We start from the raw sequence: 17,753 nt of genomic DNA, 5'->3' as shown, positions 1-17,753 counted from the left end.
CCAAATCGCTAAACGCCGGGGCGGCAGACGGCCTTCTTATGGACCGGCAAGGCGTCAGGGCGGCAAAGTGCGGGCAGCTGTCGGTGAGGCGGCAGCATCTGTCTGCACGGGCGGAAATCAGCGGTATGCGCCTCCCATCTTTTTCTTCGCCTCCAGTATTTCCCAGTAGGAAAAGCCTCCGGAGAGGAAATGCTCAAAGACTTCTCTCCTCTCGGAGAGCTCCGATTCCGAAAGCGCGGGGAGCTCCCTTCCGTCCCAGACATAGGAGAGTCTTTGCTGGTCCACCTTCATCAGGAGGAAGCCGTCCTGATCCGCCCTCCCCTCCTCGACATCCAGCTCATAGAGCATGCCGTCCTTAAGGAGGGAGTGAAGCATTTCCTTCGCCCTCTCCTCCCTCTCATCCCAGAGAAAGCTCCGCTCGAGGTAGATATAGTCAATATCGGCCCACTTCAGAAACCACTCGAAGAATTCCGGATCATCATAGAGGCCCGGACTCCCCCCCGAGCCCTCCACATCGGCGATGCTCTGGACATTGCAGAGGATATAGTAGCAGTCCGGTGTCCTGGCGAAGGCGAGCACCCGGTTTTGCTTTCGCAAAGACATCTCAGAGAAGTGCCGGAGGGAACCCCGCTCCGCCTCAAACTCCTTGATCATCGCCACATTATCATAGTAGCCGCGGTTTAAAAGGTCAATGGGCGTAAATCCCACGGCCCCGACCCAGCTCGTAATCAGCGTGGTGAGAAGCGAGGCGAGATAGAGGACTGCGGTGCCGGGAAGCCGGATCCCCCTCTCCCTCTCCGCCTCTTCCCCGCGAAAGAAGGGGAGAAACGCCTCTTTGGAGGATGCGTCCGGGATCGGGGCAAAGGCCGTGAGCAAAAGCAGGGAGTCCAGAAGGATATAGTAGTTTCCATCCACCTGCCAGAGCATCGAGAGTGTCATGAGGGAGAGAAGGCCGATCCCGGAGAAAAGCAAAAAGAGAAGGAAAAGGCGCTTTCTCCTCTCTTTGTCCCCTTCCCCTTTTCTGCCTCCGGCCCGGAAATGATGCAGATTTCGGATCGAAAGAAAGAGGAGGATCGGGATCGAGATGCCGCCCCAGGCGATCTGCACATGATTCATATCCTCCCCGATCGGGCAAAAGAGGAAGAGAACCGCCCGCCGAAAGACGGAAAGGAAGAGCTCCGCCGCCCCTCCCTTTGTCGCATAGTCGATGTGAGCGTCCAGATTAAAGGGCCATTTCACCTGAAAGCCGATCGCCTGGAAGAAGCCGGTAAAGGTGGTGGAGAAGGGAAGCCCTGTGATGAGGAGGGTCCGGAGCGTCACAAGGCCCGTAAATAGCAGAGAGAAGAGGAGCGCCGCTCCCCCTTTTCTCCTCTCCTCCCGGAGAAGTCCCGCCCTGCCTTCGCTTCGGATGGTGAGATAGAGAGAGCCCGCCATCAGGATCAGCCAGGACGCCGTGCTGAAAACGACGGCCGTCGGCTTAAAGGAGTAGCTCAGTACAAGGGCCGCCGTCCCCTTCAACCATTCCCCTCTGAGAAAGAAGAAGAGCATGGCGAGCTGGACGAGAAGCGTGATGAGATCCGTCTTCGCCGTGATCGACATATTTCCGACAGAGCTCATCAGAAAGAAGAAGAGGACGGCGTAGGAGCTGTCTCTCCTTGCTCTCCCCAAAAGGCGAAGGATTCGAAAGAGGAGGAAGGCGCACGCGATCATGGTCCAGAACTGAAACATGAGCTGGAGAGAAAAGCAGCGGAAGTGGGAGAGCGGAAAGCTCAGGATTTCCAGCCCCTTCGGATAGCTGTAGACTGCATTGATCTGGCCGAGTGCGGAGAAAAAATCCCCGTTAAAGAGCACATAGCTGCTCCGAAGGCCGTAGCGAAGGGAATCGTAGTCCGCCGCGATATTCATCCGGTTCAGCTGGATCAGGAGAAGAGGCAGGGAGAAAAGGAGAGGAAGGAAATCGGGGCCCGGGAGAGAGGCGGCCGAGCGGAGAAGCTCCCGGAGAGGGACGCGCCTCCCCTCTCCGAAGAGGAGGAAGAAGAGGAGGAAAAGGAGCCAGAAATACAGGCCGGATAAGAAGAAGGGAAAGAGCATTCTATGGAGATAGAGCTCCGGAAGGAGGACAGCGGCGATGCAGAGGAGTGTCCGCCTCCGGCTTTTCAGGAAAATTCGCCGAAACGCATAAAAAAGGAGGAGAAGGAGAAGGACGAGCCCGATCTCGAAAAGCGCGGGGAGATTCCCCGCTTCTCCCGTGAGCCTTCCCCAGTTCCCGGACTCGTAGAAAAAGATCGAAAAGGAGAGCGCACAAAGGAAAAAGAACAGTCCGTACAGGACCGTTCCCGCTCCTCTTCTCGGATTTCCCGCCGCATCACTACTTTTTCTTGTCTTTTCCATAGGCGGAATACGCCCTCCTGTAAAACAGCATCAATATGCCGGCGAGAAACGCCCCATGCAGCTTCCGAAACTCCTCTTCCTCCTCCTTCTCCCGATTATGGCTTTCGATCTGCCGCGCGGTCTCCGCCCCGCCGTGGACCCGGTAGGACAGGAGCGGCTTCTCCAAAGAAAGGAAGCGCCCCGGCCTGCGGGAGAGGCGGAGGAAGGTGTCCCAGTCTATGATGAAGCGATAGGAATTTTGAAAGAGCGGGGTCCCGCAGAGAGAAGGGCAGTAGCAGCAGCTCGGGCAGATGATTCCGTTTCCGAAGCGGAGCGCGGAAAGCTTCACCGAGCGGCGGTCCGCCCTCTCGTGATTCCGAAGCCTCAGGCGGAGAAGACGCTTCACCGCCTCCGCCCGGCGCGAAAAGACATTTCCCGAGGCATCGATCGTCCGGCAGTCGCAGAAAAAGAGCGACATATCCGGATAGAGGGAGAAGGCGTGGAGCACGGCCTTCAGGTAGTCCGGGTCGTAGAGATCGTCCTGATGCGCGATCGTGACAAGCTCCGCGAGCTCTGCCCCCTTTTCATAGGCGAAATTCCAGTCGTCCCGGAGGCAGGGCTTTCCCTCCCTGAGATAGAGCGGAAGTCCGAAGCGGGCGGAGAGCTCTCTCAAAAAGACGCTGTCCCCTGCACTCACGAGGATGATGTGCGCCCGGAGACTCTGCCGCAAAAGGCTACGAATCAGCTCCTCAAGATAAGGGGAGTCCCCGTAACAGGGGACGGAGAAGACATGGCAGTATTTCTTTTTTCTCATAAAGGATCTCCCTCTCTCTTCTCCTTCTTCTCTCTAAAACCACAGCTTGAGCGGAGAACTCCGAAGTCAGGGAGCTCATTCCCCGAAATATCTCTCCTCCAGCATGAGGCAGAGCGCGTGATAGATCGGAAGATGATATTCCTGTATCTGATAGGTCTCATTCGACGGCGCGATGAGGGAAAGATCCGCGAGCTTTCCGGCCTTCCCGCCGTCCTTTCCGGTGAGCGCGATCGTCTTCATGCCGAGGGCCTTTGCGACCTCAAAGGCATAGAGCACGTTCTTTGAGTTCCCGGAGGTCGTAATGCCGAGGAGCACGTCCCCCTCTTTCCCGTAGCCCAGCGTCTGCTGTGCGAAGATCATGAGCGGATTTTTGTCGTTGGAAAAGGCGGTGTTGAGAGCGGTCTGCGCCGTGAGCGCGATCGCGGGAAGCCCCTGCTCGAGATTCTCATAGAGCGCCTCTCCGTCCTCCGGATGGATCTCTTTCAAGCGAAGGCGAAGCTCCTCCGAAATCTTCCTCTTTTTACAAAAGCCCTTCATGAGCTCTCCGACGATATGCTCCGAATCCGCGCAGGAGCCTCCATTTCCGCAGATTAAAAGCTTCCCTCCTCTCTCATAGGAGTCCCGGAGCATTTGATAGGCCTCCCGGATCTTATCCTTAAGCCCGGAAAGCGCCGGGTATCGCTCGATCAGGATTTCAAGCTGTCTCTCCGCTCTCTTTTCAGAATCCATTCTGCTGCCTCCTTCATATCCTTCGAAAAATAATCATAGTCCCCCGGCTTCGCCTTCCTCTTCTCCTCCGCCCCGTAGCCCGTGGAGAGGAGGATGCTGCAAACGCCGAAGCGATGCCCCGCCTCCATATCGATCCGCTTATCACCGATCATATAGCAGTGGGAGAGCCAGCTCCGAAGCTCCGAAAGCGTTTCATTCCTCTTTTTTAGCTCGGAAAGCAGTGCCTCCGGAAGCCTCAGACCGCTCTGCAAAAGGGACCCGCTCTCCCCGCCGCCCTGATCCGACAGCAGTTCACGCTCTGCCTCCTCCCTCTCCCTTTCAGAGAGCCCGAAAAGGCAGTCCTCCCGCAGCTTCTCCGAAAGCATCTCCCATTCCGCCTGGTAGAAAAGCCCGGCCTCCGGCTTCCGGCAAAGGCAGGCTCTCTTCCATTCTCCGATGCCGTGCGTCGGATGATGCGGGCAGTAATAGCCCGCAGAAAGCCTCGCGCCCCCCTTCTGAAGCTCCGCAGCGAGAAAATCATTCAGCTCGATACAGTCCCGGACGCTGTAGTAACCCCTCCCGATCCCCGCCTGATTCGTAATCAGGATAAGGAGAAAGCCCGCTTCTCTAAGGAGCCGAAGCCCCTCTGTGACAGCGGGAAGGATGTGGAGATCCTCCTTTTTGTGGAGATAATTCACCTCCTCATTGATCGTCCCGTCCCGGTCCAGAAAGACGACTCTCTCCATCCGTCAGCCCTTCGCCTTCCAGCTCTGCGCGCCCCGAAGCTCAAAGACCCAGTCTGTGAGCTGTCCGCCCGCCTCCTTCAACTTCTTCGAGACGATATGACGCACATTATAGGGACAGTAGACGAGAAGGAAGCCCCCTCCTCCCGCACCGAGAAGCTTCCCTCCCAGAGCCCCCGCGGCTCTGGCCTCCTCGTAGAGGTGGTCGATCTGCGGATTTGTGATCTTATCGGACATCTGCTTCTTCGCCTGCCAGCCGTCATTTAAGAGAAGGCCGAACTCATTCAGCTCGCCGCGAAGCAGCGCATCCTTCATATCATAGGCCAGCTTCTTCACCTCGCACATCGCCTCGAAGGCGGACTTTTTCTTATAATTTTTCACCTGGTCGTCGATGATTTTCGCGGAGACATGGATGCCCCCCGTGTAGCAGAGAAGGAGGTTGTACTGGAGCTCATTGATCGTCTCCTTCTTGATGCGGAGGGGATTGACGACGACATGATGCCTGCCGTGAAATTCGATGAAGTTAAAGCCGCCGAAGGTTGCCGCGTACTGATCCTGGTAGCCGCCGCTGATCCCGAGATCCAGTCTCTCGACCTGGAAGGCGAGGTCCGCGAGCTCATAGCCCTCGAGCTCCTCCTTCTGCCACCTCGCGAGAGCCTTCAGGATCGCGACCATCACCGTGCTGCTGGTGCCAAGTCCCGAGCCCGCCGGGGCGTCGCACTGAAGAAAGACTTCGCAGCCCTGCCGGATCTTCATCGCCTTCATCGCCGCCTTCACGAGGTCGAGCTTTCCATCGTAGATGATATTCTCCTTGGCGTTGAACTGCACCGTCATGTCGAAGTCGAGGGAGTGCACGATGATTTTATCATCCTCTCTCGGTAAAATCGAGCAGTACGCATATTTATTGATCGTACTGCCGATGATCGCTCCCCCCTGCTCCTCGCAAAAAGGCGCCACATCCGTTCCGCCCCCTCCGAAAGAAATCCGAAGCGGTGCTCTTCCCCGATAAATCACTGCGATATCCTCCCCTCTCTGACATCCTCCGAAAACTGCCGATAGGATTCCGGCAGCCCGATGTCGATAAAATACCCCTCTGCCTTCTTCGCCCCGATCCGGACGCCCTCCTGGATCCAGCGGGGGATAAGCTCATTTTCCAGACTGTGCTTCCCCTCCGGAATCCGCTCCATGAGGGAGCGGCGGAGGAGATAGACCCCTCCGTTGATCTCTCCCTTCCCCTGCCTTCCCTCTCTCTTTTCATTCCAGGCGCTCAAAAGGCCGTCCGAAAGCCGGACCTCCCCATAGCGGGAGATGTCCTCCACCTCCCTCGTAAAAAGCGCCATGTCCAATTCTTTCTCTTCCATCAGCTCGAAGAGCGCAGCGTAGCGGATCCTGTAATAGGTATCCGCGTTTAAGACGAAGCACTGCTCCCTTTTGACATGGGGAAGGGCGTTTCGGATCGCTCCCCCCGTCCCGAGTGCCTCCTTCTCAAAAGCATAGGAGGCGGAAAAGCCATAGCGGCTCCCGTCTCCGAAGCATTCCTCGATCATCTCCCCGAGATAGCCCGCGGCAAAGACGATCTCATCGATTCCCTGCCGGACAAGCTCCTCGCAAAGATACGCCATGAAGGGCCTGCCCTCGATATCCGCGAGAGGCTTCGGGCGGTCTGAGACCACGGAACGAAGTCTCGTGCCCAGTCCGCCGCATAAAAGTATCGCCTGCATCAGCTCTCTCCCTCCTCATTCTCATAGAGATCACAGAGACTCCCGTCTTCCCTTATCCCGAAATCCCTGCGGATTCGCTTCCACGCGCCCTCCACTGAGAAGTGCTCCGCGACATAGTGCTCGGAGAGCTCCGACATCCTCTGGAGAAGCGGCGTATTGTGGTAGAGCTCCACGGCGGCATCGGCGAAGTCCTCCGCCCTGTCTTCGATCCGGACGACCTCTTCCGCATCGGGGATCCCCTCCGCGCCGCAGGAGGTTGTCAGCACCGCGGAGCCCTCGTGAAGCGCCTCCACGACCTTCCCCTTCACTCCCGCGCCGTAGCGGAGCGGTACGACGACGAGCCTGGACTCCTGATAGAGCTCGGAAAGTCTTTCATCGGAGACGAAGCCCAGCACCTCGATCCCCGGCGTGCGGGAGAGCTCCTCGATCTCTTCGTCCGTGTGGGAACCGACGATCCGAAAGCGCATCGTCGGAATCTGCTTCCGGATCCGCGGGAAGATCTCCCGAGAAAACCAGAGAACCCCGCCCTTATTTGGCGGATGCGCAAATCCCCCTACGAAGAGAAGCCCCTCTCTCTTCTGATAGTTCTTCTCCACCTTCGCGGGCTCCGTGAAGACATAGGCCGTGATCGCCTTCACCTCGATCGAGGGATCGATCTCCCGGATTGCATTGACCTCGACCGAGGAGGGGTAATAGCTCTGATCCGCCCTTCGCATCACCGAGAGCTCCATGTCCCTCCAGTACTCGGAATCCTCTAAAACCGCCGGGTCGTGGTTCAGCTCGTACTCCCTCCTCTCCCGGAGGAAGTGGAGATCGTGGCCGTAGAAGATGCACTTCCACTCTGTCCTCTCCTTGATGTAGTCCAGATACTTGATCGCGATGTGCGGCCGGTTCAGGTAGACCATGTCCAGCTCACAGCGGTTCTGCTCGATCCAGTTCCAGATCTCGGACTGCATCCTCTGCCCGTAGAGAATCTCGATTCCCATCTGCTGGAGCTCCGTGCTGTAGGGCTCCTCGTGGAGGAAATTATCCCCGAGGAACTTGACCCTGAGCCCCTTCTCGAGGAACATCTTCAGGTACTGCCAGGTCGTCTTTGAGCCTGCGTCTCTGTCCCAGGTCGGCACATAGTGGTCGACGACGAGGACATAGCGCTTGCCCTGTCCTCTCTCCCTCGCACGGAAAGGATTCGGGCTTCCTGTGTTCACGGACTGCTTCTTCAGCTCCTCCGCCCACTTCTCCCGGAACTTCTCCTGGTTCACCTTCTGATAGCGCTTTAAGCCGCTTCCCTCGACATCCGTCCCGTTTGAAATCCCCTCATAGTGGACGACGACGGATTTCGGCTGGTAGAGCACCCGGCTCCCGTGCCTTCTCACCTCAAAGGCGAGATCCGAATCCTCGCAGTAGGCCGGGGCGAACCTCTCATCGAAGCCGCCGATCTCCTCCCAGAGCGACCTCCGGATCAGGATCGCCGCTCCGGAGATATAGTCCACCTCCTTCACGTAGTTGTACTCCGGCTCCGCCGGATCCATGAGTCTTCCGTAGTTCCAGCCGGAGGCATCGGACCAGATGATTCCCCCCGCCTCCTGGAGCCTTCCGTCGGGATAAACGAGCTTCGAGCCGCAGAGTCCGCAGGAAGGATCCCGCTCCATCGTATCGACAAGGCTCTTCAGCCAGCCCTCCGTCACGGTGGTGTCATTGTTCAAAAAGAAGATATACTCTCCTCTCGCAAGCTTCGCCGCCTGATTGCAGTTCTTCAGAAAGCCCATGTTCTCCGTATTTCTCGCGATGACGAGATTCTCGGTATACTCCCGAATCTCCCGCGTCGCATCGGTCGAGACATCGTCCGCGATGATGATCTCATAGGGCGTCTCCGCCTGATCCGTGCGTCTTAGGATCGAGCGAAGGCAGCTGTAGGTATAGCCGATCTGGTTATAGCAGGGGATGACGATACTGACAAGCGGGCTCTCCTGCTTCTCGAAGCGAAGCCTCCCCTCCTCGAGATAGATCTCCCCGATCCTGAAATCCCCCCGGATTCGATTCCGCCCGCCCGCGGTGAAGTACATCGGAAGCATGCGGAAGGGATGACGGAGCGTCCGCTTGATATAGCTCATGACCTTCCGCCGCGGTGAGCCGATCGGAAAGTGTCTTGTATACTTTTCCTGGAAGCTCTGATGCATCTGGCTCCGGAAGCTCTGGTTCGCCTTATAATACTCGATATCCCTCTGCAAGGCCTCGATGTCTCTCTCGTGGACCCCGATCACCCGCTCGAGATTTCCGACATGAATGCTGGTCAGGCGCTTCTCCTCCCTCTCCTTCCGGATCGTGATATCTCTCGCCCGAACCTCCCTCTCCAGAGTCTCCTTTAACTCCAGGATCTTCTTCTCCTGCTCTGAGATCTTCTTCTCCTGCTTTTTATAATTTCGGACGGAGACCTTTCTCTCCTGATAGGCCCAGACATTGGACTCTTCCCCCGAGCCGTGGATCTCCCTCTGAAAGGCGGCCTCCCTCTCCTCGCACTTCGCGCTCTCCGCCGCGTCATAGCCGAAATAGCGGAGAAAAGCCGCGAGATTTTCATAGCGGAGCTTCTCCCGGTTGTCCTCATACCAGTATTTCAGGATCCGAAACTGCAAAAAGCGGAGCGGGACCTCCCGATCCATGACCCACTCGCAGTCGATGATCGTGGGCTTCCCCTCCCGGAGGAGGACATTCTCAAAGAGACAGTCGAGATTCGCCGGGCGAATACTCCCTGTCTTCTTTCCGAGGATGAGCCCCATGCTCTCCTTGATTTCCGAGATCGGCGCGCTCCCGTTCCGTATCCTCCGAGAGAGGAGCTCCGAGAGGCTTTTCCCTGTAATATAGGGGTAGACCAGGGCGGAGAGCATATCCCCGGAGCCATAGGCCCTCCGGAAGCTCTCCTCCTTTAAGACCGGGATCCCGCTGTAATTTTCAGAGGAAAGGAGGAGCTTTCTCTTTAAGGGAAGAGACTCGATGTGCGCATTCGCCTCCTTCGTGATCCCTTCCTTAAGGACATGCTTCCCCCCCTCCGGGTCCTTCAGGATCTCCGTCTTGATCGCGTACTCCGCCTTCCGGCTGGAATTATACTTCACATAGATCGGAAGCCATCCGTGGTAGTCCTTCGGCCTCTTTGCGATCCCCTGCTCCGGGCAGAAGCGGTAGAGATAAGCCGGCGCGAAGTCCGGAAAATCCTGAAGCTCCGCGAGGGCCCGAATCTTCTCATCCTCCTCTCCGGCCTCCGGCAGCCGCTCCTCGGAGTAGATGTGCATCGGCATCTCCAGGGCGGGGAGCGGAAAATAGAGGAGCTCCCGACAGTCCGGAAAGTCCCTCCGAAGGCGCTCCCGGAGAGACCAAAGCTCCGGCTTCGAGAGATATACGGTATCCTTGTCGTAGAGCTCCCCCGCCGCGATCCGGTCAATCTCATTTCGGTTCTCTATCCCCAAAATGAGCTCTCCCCCCGGCTTCAGCCAGGCGTCCGAAAGTCCCCGGATGAGCTTCTCCGTCCTCGTCCCGAACATGGAGAGCACTCTTTTGGTGAGCTTCGGAATCAGGACATAGTCATAGCTCGCATCGTCCAAGCGGAAGGACACCCTCTTCACCCGCTTTTTCAGAAGCTCCTCAAAGGGCGCGGTCTCCTCCCGGTCTCCGAGAAGCAGCACAGCGGCATCCCGCTCATAGCCATTTTCCAGCTCTCCGAAATAGATCCAGTCGACCAGATTTCCCTTGTGCTGAAGAAAACTCATGCTTCATGCCTTTCCAGAGTCAGCTCCGACTCCATATCATAGACGCCGACCGTATTTTTATTGGACAGCACAGTGAGACTCGCCACATCGTACTTTCTGTCATAGACCGTATGCGTTCCCTCCTCGAAGCCGGTGCAGGACATGGAGAGAAGATACTCTCCCCCCTGCAGATTCATGCGCTGGCGGAAGGTGCAAATATACTCATCCCCGGCCTTCACCGCCTTCGTCTCCTTCCCCTCGAACATCGTATTGGTCCCGGTCAGGTCCATCCCCCGCTTATCCTTTATGGTGAAGGTAAAGATCGGGGCATCGATCCGATCATGGAAGCGGATCTTCTCCCGGATCGAAAAGTACTCCCCCTTCAGGATGACATTCGTGAGCTGCCCTCTCTCGTCGAAAATCCCGAAGTCATAGATCTCCGCCTTTCCGTTCCCGTAATGCTTCACATCCGGGTTCAGCGAAAGACGGGACATCATAAGCGAATCTCCTCCTCCGGCCTTTTCCTTCTCTTTCCCTTCGGGCTCTGTCTTTCCCTTCCCCTCCTGCTCTCTGTCCTTCCCCTTTTCCTCCGCTCCCTTCGCTTCTCCGGCGGCCTTGCCCTTCAGCTCCTCCACGACGGAGGCCCCGATGGAATTCACCCCGAAGTCCTGCTTGTCCACGAAGTCCTCATGCCCCGTGTACTGCCCCGCGAGAATCTTCTTATAGAGGTCCACCATCTCCCCCGGCCTTCCCTCGGAGATCTTCTCCCCGCGGTTTAAGAGGACCACCCGATCGCAGTACTTCATGACGGAGCCGAGATCATGCGTCACCATCAGGATCGTCGTCCCCTTCCTCTTCAGCTCATCCATCCGATGATAGCACTTCGCCTGGAAGAAGACATCCCCGACGGAGAGGGCTTCATCGACGATCAGCACCTCCGGATCCACGGAGATGTAGAGCGCAAAGGCGAGGCGGACGAACATTCCGCTGGAATAGGACTTCACCGGCTGATGGACGAAATCTCCGATATCCGCGAAATCGAGAATTGCCTGGAGCTTTTGATCCATCTCCTCCCGGCTGAAGCCCATCATCGTCCCGTTCATATAGATATTCTCGATGCCGGTATAATCCTGATTGAAACCGGCCCCGAGCTCCAGAAGCGCGCAGACCGTGCCCTTCGTATGGACCGTGCCAAAGCTTGGGCTCAGCACACCGGTGATGATCTTTAGGATCGTCGACTTCCCGGAGCCGTTCGTCCCGATGATCCCCACCGACTCCCCCTTCCCGACGGAAAAGCTGATGTGATTTAATGCATAGAAATCCCGATGATAATTTCTGTGCCACGGATTCACCGACTCCAAAAGCCTGTCGATCGGCTTATCATAAAGGCGGTAGATCTTCGTCACATCCCGGACGGAAATCGCCTCCTCCCTCTCTCTGCTGCTCGCATTTTCAGACATAAAAAAACCCCAGATGGCTCTTTCGCATTTGGGGTATTGTAGCACACTTTCCGTCAGGGGTCAAAATCCCGGAGGCAAAGTCCGGGCACAGTAATGCCCGCCTTTCCATAAGCTCCGCTACTGCTCCAGCGGCTCATAGCCATAGGCATTCACCAGAGCATCAATCCTCTCTCCCGCATGGCAAAGGGGGCACTGCCTGTAGTTCCAGGAGGCGTAGTCCGGGATATTCTTCTTCCCGAAGACGGAGAAGATCGGAATCCCCTGGTATTCCTCCACCGCGCTGAAGATCGCGGAAACCCCGACGAGCTTCCCCTGATAATACTGGATACATTCCAGAATCTTGTCTAGTGTCTTTCCCGTCGTCACATTGGCCAGCAGCACCAGGATGTTCTTCCCTTCGATCTCCGGGATCAGATTGTCCCGGAAGATAAGCTGCGAATTGCTGTTGAACTCCGGGTGCACCACATACATCGACTTATGGGAATTCGCGGAGAGGACGCCGGATTTCGTGAGCTCCTCCGAGAGGAAGGCCCCGATGACATCCGTCCCTTCCATGCACACGATGGTGTCGATCACCGCGCCGTAGAAGTAGACTCCGCTCAGGCAGCGGGCGATATCATAGGCCTCCCCGCTCCGGGTCTTCAGGGTCGTGATATCGATATAATAATTTAAGTGCGCGTGATTTGTGGCGAAGTGCCCCCTGCATATCTTAAGAGGAGCCTCACAGCCCGCCGTATACACCTTCGAATACTCAATCTTCCTCATGGCCCCCTCCCTGTCCATCCGATCAGAATCCGACGCTCCCCGCCTCTTTTTCTTTTATTTTATCCTCTCTGTCTCTTACAGAACAAGCCCCTAAAATTTAATATTTTTTTAATGCCTCCGTCCCCTCAAAAAACGAATCCGGGAAACGGCCTCCCCGATTATGTACCCCCGATAGGAATGGATCCGTCCGGAAAACTGCCTTTATGCTCTCCCAGCCTCAAACCTATCAGGTTTTCCAATTAACTAATTGACTAATGTTAATATTATTATTTACATAACAAATGAACCCTGTTATATTTTATTCACAGCAGTATTACTCACCGCCACATCAGGCATGGCGCTGAGCAGCATAATTTCTGAGCGATACACATGGTGAACTTCTCATCAGGGTCCGGTCGGGAGGTGGGGACATTGAGCAATTATCTCTTTTCCGCATTGATCGGTTTTTTCTTGATCCTTGTCGGGATTTTCAATCTCAAAAGAGACTACCGTGAGAATGGGATCGTCAATCTGATCGTCGGCATTCCTTTCTTTCTCATCTCGCTTCTTTTCTGCTTCCGTCCTCCCAGAAGCAGGCTTCTCCTTTTTGAGCTTGCCCTGGCTCTTGGTCTTTTGGCCTTCCTCTACGTCTTTTATCGAAAATGGAGGAAAAAGAAAAGTACTGATTCGGAAAAGTACTGATCCGAAAACACAGCCAAAAATATCGGCCTGCCGCACAGCTTTCTTGTGCGGCAGGCCGATCCTTCTTTTTCCGGGACTGCCATGGCAGTCCCGATAATTCTCTTTTCCTCCTCTACGCTGCATCCCTTCTCAGAGATGCGGATCTATCTCTGCTCTTTCGTTCGCAGCCTCAGAGCCTTTATTTTTCCTCTCTTCCCTCTTCGATCTCCGCCTGCATCCTTCCGTCCCGCTCTGTGAGAAGGATCGTATCTCCTTCCTTCACATTGCCCTCCAGAATGACCTTTGCGACCACTGTCTCCACATTCTTTTGGATAAATCTCTTCAGGGGACGCGCGCCGAAGCTCGGGTCGTAGCCGTTTTCCATGACATAGCGCTCCGCCTCCGGGCTCAGCTTTACGCTGAGTCTCCGGTCCGAAAGGCGTCGATTGATATCCTTCAGGATCAGCGCCGTGATCCTTTCGATATCCTCTCTCGTGAGCGGCTTAAAGAGAATAATCTCATCGAGCCGGTTCAGAAATTCAGGTCGGAAGGAGGCGTGCAGCTGCTCCATAACGAGCTCCTCCGCCTTCTTCGAGATCTTCCCCTCCGCGTCAATCCCCTCCAGAAGATCCTGCGCTCCGATATTCGAGGTCAGGATAATGATGGTATTCTTGAAATCCACCGTTCTTCCCTGGGAATCCGTGATCCGACCGTCATCCAGCACCTGCAGAAGGATATTGAAGACATCCGGATGCGCCTTCTCGATCTCATCAAAGAGGACCACGGAGTAGGGCTTTCTCCGGACCGCCTCCGTGAGCTGTCCTCCCTCCTCGTAGCCGACATAGCCGGGGGCCGCGCCGATCAGGCGGGAGACCGAATACTTCTCCATATACTCCGACATGTCGATCCGCACCATCGCATTCTCATCGTCGAAGAGATTCTGCGCGAGCGCCTTCGCGAGCTCCGTCTTTCCGACACCGGTGGGCCCGAGGAAGAGGAAGGAGCCGATCGGCTTCGTCGGATCCTTGATGCCCGCCTTCGAGCGAAGAATCGCATCGGAGACCCTCCGCACCGCGTCATCCTGACCGATCAATCTCTTATGGAGCTCCTGATCCAGATGGAGCACCTTCGAGCGCTCGGACTCATTGAGCTTCGTCACCGGAATCCCGGTCCAGCGGCTGATGATGCGGGCGATCTCCTCCTCCGTCACCTTGTCTCGGACCAGTCTCTCGCTGTTCTCGCTCTGGGCCTTTTCCTCTGCCTCTTTAAGCTCCTTCTCCACGGCCGGGAGATCCTGATACTGCAGCTTTGCGACCTTCTCATAGTCGTACTTCTGCTTTGCAATATTGATCTCGGAATTCAGCTTATCCTTCTTTTCACGGAGCGCCTGCAGCTTTCCGACGGAATTCTTCTCATTCTCCCACTGGGCCTTCTTCACATTGAAGCGGTCCCTGAGCTCCGAAAGCTCCTTCTGGAGATCCGAGAGCCGCTCCTTCGAGAGCGTGTCGTCCTCCTTCTTCAGCGCAAGCTCCTCGATCTGAAGCTGCAGGATCCTCCGACGAAGCTCATCCATGTCCTCCGGCATGGAATCCATCTCCGTCTTAATCATCGCGCAGGCCTCGTCCACGAGGTCGATCGCCTTATCCGGAAGGAAACGGTCCGAGATATAGCGGTCGGAGAGCGCCGCTGCGGCGACAAGCGCGGAATCGGTGATCTTCACCCCGTGGTAGACCTCGTACCTCTCCTTGATGCCCCGGAGGATGGAGATCGTATCCTCGACGCTCGGCTCATCCACCTGCACCGGCTGGAACCTCCTCTCGAGCGCCGCGTCCTTTTCGATATACTTCCTGTACTCATCGAGCGTCGTGGCACCGATACAGTGGAGCTCGCCTCTTGCGAGAAGCGGCTTTAAGAGGTTTCCCGCATCCATGGAGCCCTCGGTCCGCCCCGCTCCGACGATATTGTGAATCTCATCGATGAAGAGAATGATCTCCCCCTCCGACTTCTTCACCTCGTCCAGGACAGCCTTCAGTCTCTCCTCGAACTCTCCCCTGTACTTCGCCCCCGCGATGAGAGCTCCCATATCCAGGGCAAAGATCTTCTTATGCTTTAAGGTCTCCGGCACATCCTCCTTCGCGATCCGCTCGGCCAGCCCCTCTACCGCCGCGGTCTTTCCCACGCCCGGTTCCCCGATCAGACAGGGATTGTTCTTTTGCTTTCGGGACAGAATCCGGATGATGTTCCGGATCTCCTCGTCTCTCCCGATGATGGGATCGAACTTCTGCTGCTTCGCCCGCTCCACCATCTCATAGCCATACTTATTCAGAGTATCGTAGGTGCTCTCCGGATTGTCCGAAACCACCCTCTGATTCCCCCTCACCTCGGAGAGGACCTTCAGGAAGCCGTCCTTCGTGATCTGATACTTCTGAAAGAGCCGCTTCAGCTCGGGCTCTGCCTCCTTCAGGAGGGAGAGGAAGAGATGCTCCACCGAGACATACTCATCCCCCATCGCCTTCGCGTGGTCCTCCGCATAGCTGATCACCCGGTTTGCCCCCTGCGAGAAATACTGCTGCCCCGCGCCGGAGACCTTCGGGAGCTTGTCGATCTCCTCCGAAAGATCCCGGAGAAAGGCATCCTTCGGAACTCCCATCTTGGTCAGAAGCTTCTCAATCAGGCTGTCCTCCACCGTCATCAAACTGTAGAGGAGATGGAGCTGAGTGATCTGCTGATTCCCGTGATCCATGGCCACCTTCTGGCAGTCATTGATCGACTCCACCGATTTTTGCGTAAATTTATTGATATTCATAGTCTACCCCCTCTTCTAAGGGCGCGTCTTTTCTCTCACACTGACAGCGCGTCTGTATTTTCTTCTCTCTGCCGAATATTATAGCACAGCTGTTAGCACTGTCAATGATCGAGTGCTAATTTCTTTGTGAACAATCTATGTCCTTCTCCCGGAGGTAGTCAAAGGCGAGTCTCTCCCCCTCCCGGAGCCGGATAATCCCGCAGTCCCGGAAGCCAAAGCGCCGTATCGCGCGCTGCATCGGGATATTTCTCTCGTGGGTGTCGATCCTGAGATAGGGAGATTTCTCCCGGCAAAAGGAGAAGCAGCTTTCGGCCACCCCGCGGACGCTCCCGTCCGAGGCGACGCGGTGGATCACACCGTAGGGAGAATCGCTGTGCCAGCCCTCCCCGGTAATTTCCCGATAGCTCGGCTCCTCCCCGATGAAAAAGCAAAAGACGCCGACGACTCTCCCCTCGGAAAGAAGGAGATAGCTGTTCTCCCGGGCGATATCCTCCTCCACATCCTCTCTCGCGGGGTAATGCCTTCCCCACTGCCCTCCGTTTCCCTGCTCCTCCATAAAGCTTCTCGCTCTCTCATAGATCGAAAGTATGCGCGGAATGTCCTCCCGCGCCGCTTTCCGGATCGATACGTCTCCCATCAATGCACTTTCCTCCCTGAAATTCTTTCTCTTATCTATTCTGATCTATTCCGCTGTCTATTCTGCATTTCCGCGTTCCGCCTCTCCAAGCCCTTTCTTTCGGCTGTCCGCGGCCTTTCTCCTCTATCCTTCCTTCCTGCCTCAGAGAGCGGAGCGGATCCGATGCGAATCCGCTTCGCTTCCTGTCTGAGCCTTGCTTTAGCTCCTGATCCTCTTGACAGCTCTCCCCTCCTTCCCTTATACTAGTTTTCGGCATTTAGTAAAGTTTATTTTGAAAAATTGAGATATTTGCGCGAGTAGTAGAGTGGTACTACGTCTCCTTGCCAAGGAGAAGGTCGCGGGTTCGATTCCCGTCTCGCGCTCTGACGAAAAAGCAAGGAAATCTGCCAAGAATGGCTTCTTTCCTTGCTTTTTTCGTGCTTTTTCGCCTTCTTTTTTGCCGTCTCTGGCACAGCATATGCCACAGTTGTCATAAAAATCTTGTCACGAATCTTGTCACAGAATCAGCACACTCGCTCTCCAGAAATCGATATGAGAGCTCCGCTGTCATCAGTCTTAATCACTGGATCTTTCACACAGTAGCCGAAGACGTCGAAGAAGTAAAGTTTCCCGTCAATCCGGACCGCATTGTTGATATGATATTCTCCTTTGCGATGCCCATAAGCATACCACCATCCGGCATCATCGTGGATCCATCCCAGTTTCTCATAGTCCGACTCCACTACGGGAGGCGTCGGCTTATCTGTTGGAGCGGGATCCTGCGCCATCACTCCGCGATCCAGATTGATTGCTGTGTGATGCCCAGTGCAGAGCAGGATGTCCCCCGGCAGAAGCTCTCGATCAGAGGTAAGATACTTCGGATCCTTCAGTACAATAAACCCGGCCCGTCTGAGCGTCTCCGTCTCATTGCCGGTATACATGTCCGGGCTTACCCCCTGCAGCGCCTGATTCCCCAGACGGTACCCTGCTGCCTTGACGATTGCCGCCACTCCTGCGGAGCAATCCGCATCGCACGGCGTTGTGATCCGGAGGGGATCATAGCCAGACCGGGAGAGCTCCCGCCAGAATGTCGTCCGCTTCGCCTGATTATAGCCAATCAAGTCATTCCTTGCTGCGCTCTTCGCGAGGTAGACGATCATAAGCCTAACCTTCTCGTCCGGATTCCGAAGGACCGTATCCCAGGGGCGGGAATACCACGGGATCACAGCCCACTCTCTGCCGGTCTGATCCCCTGCGCGCCCCCCACTGTACTTTCCTCTTTCATCGTGTCCGCTGTTTGCAATCATATCTTTCTCCTTTCTATTCAAAAGAGGAGAGCTCGCGCCCTCCTCC

At 56.1% G+C, this 17,753-nt stretch carries 13 protein-coding genes and 1 tRNA gene; 1 reads left to right on the top strand and 13 read right to left on the bottom strand.

The window, feature by feature from the left end; genetic code table 11:
• Positions 1-117: 117 nt before the first annotated feature.
• From HMPREF1986_RS04325 to HMPREF1986_RS04270, 12 genes are all read right to left on the bottom strand, one after another.
• Positions 118-2,391, bottom strand: a complete 2,274-nt coding sequence (locus HMPREF1986_RS04325; protein ID WP_021773558.1) for a hypothetical protein — start codon at positions 2,389-2,391, stop codon at positions 118-120.
• Positions 2,369-3,184, bottom strand: coding sequence for a hypothetical protein (locus HMPREF1986_RS04320; protein ID WP_021773557.1), 816 nt, complete (start codon positions 3,182-3,184; stop codon positions 2,369-2,371). The genes HMPREF1986_RS04325 and HMPREF1986_RS04320 overlap by 23 nt, the downstream gene beginning before the upstream one ends.
• Before the next feature lie 75 nt (positions 3,185-3,259).
• Complete coding sequence (locus tag HMPREF1986_RS04315; RefSeq protein ID WP_021773556.1) at positions 3,260-3,913, bottom strand: D-sedoheptulose-7-phosphate isomerase; 654 nt, start codon at positions 3,911-3,913, stop codon at positions 3,260-3,262.
• The gene (locus HMPREF1986_RS04310; protein WP_021773555.1) at positions 3,871-4,638 is read right to left on the bottom strand and encodes a D-glycero-alpha-D-manno-heptose-1,7-bisphosphate 7-phosphatase; all 768 of its coding nucleotides are present in this window, start codon (positions 4,636-4,638) and stop codon (positions 3,871-3,873) included. Before HMPREF1986_RS04310 ends, HMPREF1986_RS04315 begins: the two co-directional genes overlap by 43 nt.
• A gap of 3 nt (positions 4,639-4,641) precedes the next feature.
• A complete protein-coding gene (locus tag HMPREF1986_RS04305) occupies positions 4,642-5,649 on the bottom strand; it encodes a GHMP family kinase ATP-binding protein (RefSeq protein ID WP_009216211.1) in 1,008 nt (335 codons plus the stop codon).
• A complete protein-coding gene (locus HMPREF1986_RS04300) occupies positions 5,646-6,356 on the bottom strand; it encodes a nucleotidyltransferase family protein (protein ID WP_021773554.1) in 711 nt (236 codons plus the stop codon). The genes HMPREF1986_RS04305 and HMPREF1986_RS04300 overlap by 4 nt, the downstream gene beginning before the upstream one ends.
• On the bottom strand, positions 6,356-10,114 hold the full coding sequence (locus HMPREF1986_RS04295; protein ID WP_021773553.1) for a glycosyltransferase: 3,759 nt from the start codon (positions 10,112-10,114) through the stop codon (positions 6,356-6,358). Before HMPREF1986_RS04295 ends, HMPREF1986_RS04300 begins: the two co-directional genes overlap by 1 nt.
• The gene (locus HMPREF1986_RS04290) at positions 10,111-11,553 is read right to left on the bottom strand and encodes an ABC transporter ATP-binding protein (protein WP_021773552.1); all 1,443 of its coding nucleotides are present in this window, start codon (positions 11,551-11,553) and stop codon (positions 10,111-10,113) included. The genes HMPREF1986_RS04295 and HMPREF1986_RS04290 overlap by 4 nt, the downstream gene beginning before the upstream one ends.
• A 117-nt stretch (positions 11,554-11,670) precedes the next feature.
• On the bottom strand, positions 11,671-12,318 hold the full coding sequence (locus HMPREF1986_RS04285; protein WP_036599284.1) for an orotate phosphoribosyltransferase: 648 nt from the start codon (positions 12,316-12,318) through the stop codon (positions 11,671-11,673).
• A gap of 384 nt (positions 12,319-12,702) precedes the next feature.
• Positions 12,703-13,122, bottom strand: coding sequence for a hypothetical protein (locus HMPREF1986_RS13100; RefSeq protein ID WP_021773550.1), 420 nt, complete (start codon positions 13,120-13,122; stop codon positions 12,703-12,705).
• 55 nt (positions 13,123-13,177) lie between these two features.
• Complete coding sequence (clpB, locus tag HMPREF1986_RS04275) at positions 13,178-15,784, bottom strand: ATP-dependent chaperone ClpB (protein WP_021773549.1); 2,607 nt, start codon at positions 15,782-15,784, stop codon at positions 13,178-13,180.
• Between the two features lie 115 nt (positions 15,785-15,899).
• Entirely contained in the window at positions 15,900-16,421 is a 522-nt protein-coding gene (locus HMPREF1986_RS04270) for a hypothetical protein (RefSeq protein WP_021773548.1), read from the bottom strand.
• Between the two features lie 290 nt (positions 16,422-16,711).
• Between HMPREF1986_RS04270 and HMPREF1986_RS04260 the strand changes: the two genes are divergently transcribed.
• Positions 16,712-16,783: transfer RNA gene (locus HMPREF1986_RS04260), tRNA-Gly, on the top strand.
• 141 nt (positions 16,784-16,924) lie between these two features.
• Here HMPREF1986_RS04260 and HMPREF1986_RS04255 read toward each other — a convergent pair.
• Entirely contained in the window at positions 16,925-17,707 is a 783-nt protein-coding gene (locus tag HMPREF1986_RS04255) for a hypothetical protein (RefSeq protein ID WP_021773546.1), read from the bottom strand.
• Positions 17,708-17,753: the final 46 nt, after the last annotated feature.

The sequence above is a fragment of the Oribacterium sp. oral taxon 078 str. F0263 genome (assembly GCF_000469565.1).
Lineage (GTDB): Bacteria > Bacillota > Clostridia > Lachnospirales > Lachnospiraceae > Oribacterium.
This window is presented reverse-complemented; position numbering and strand designations above follow the sequence as displayed.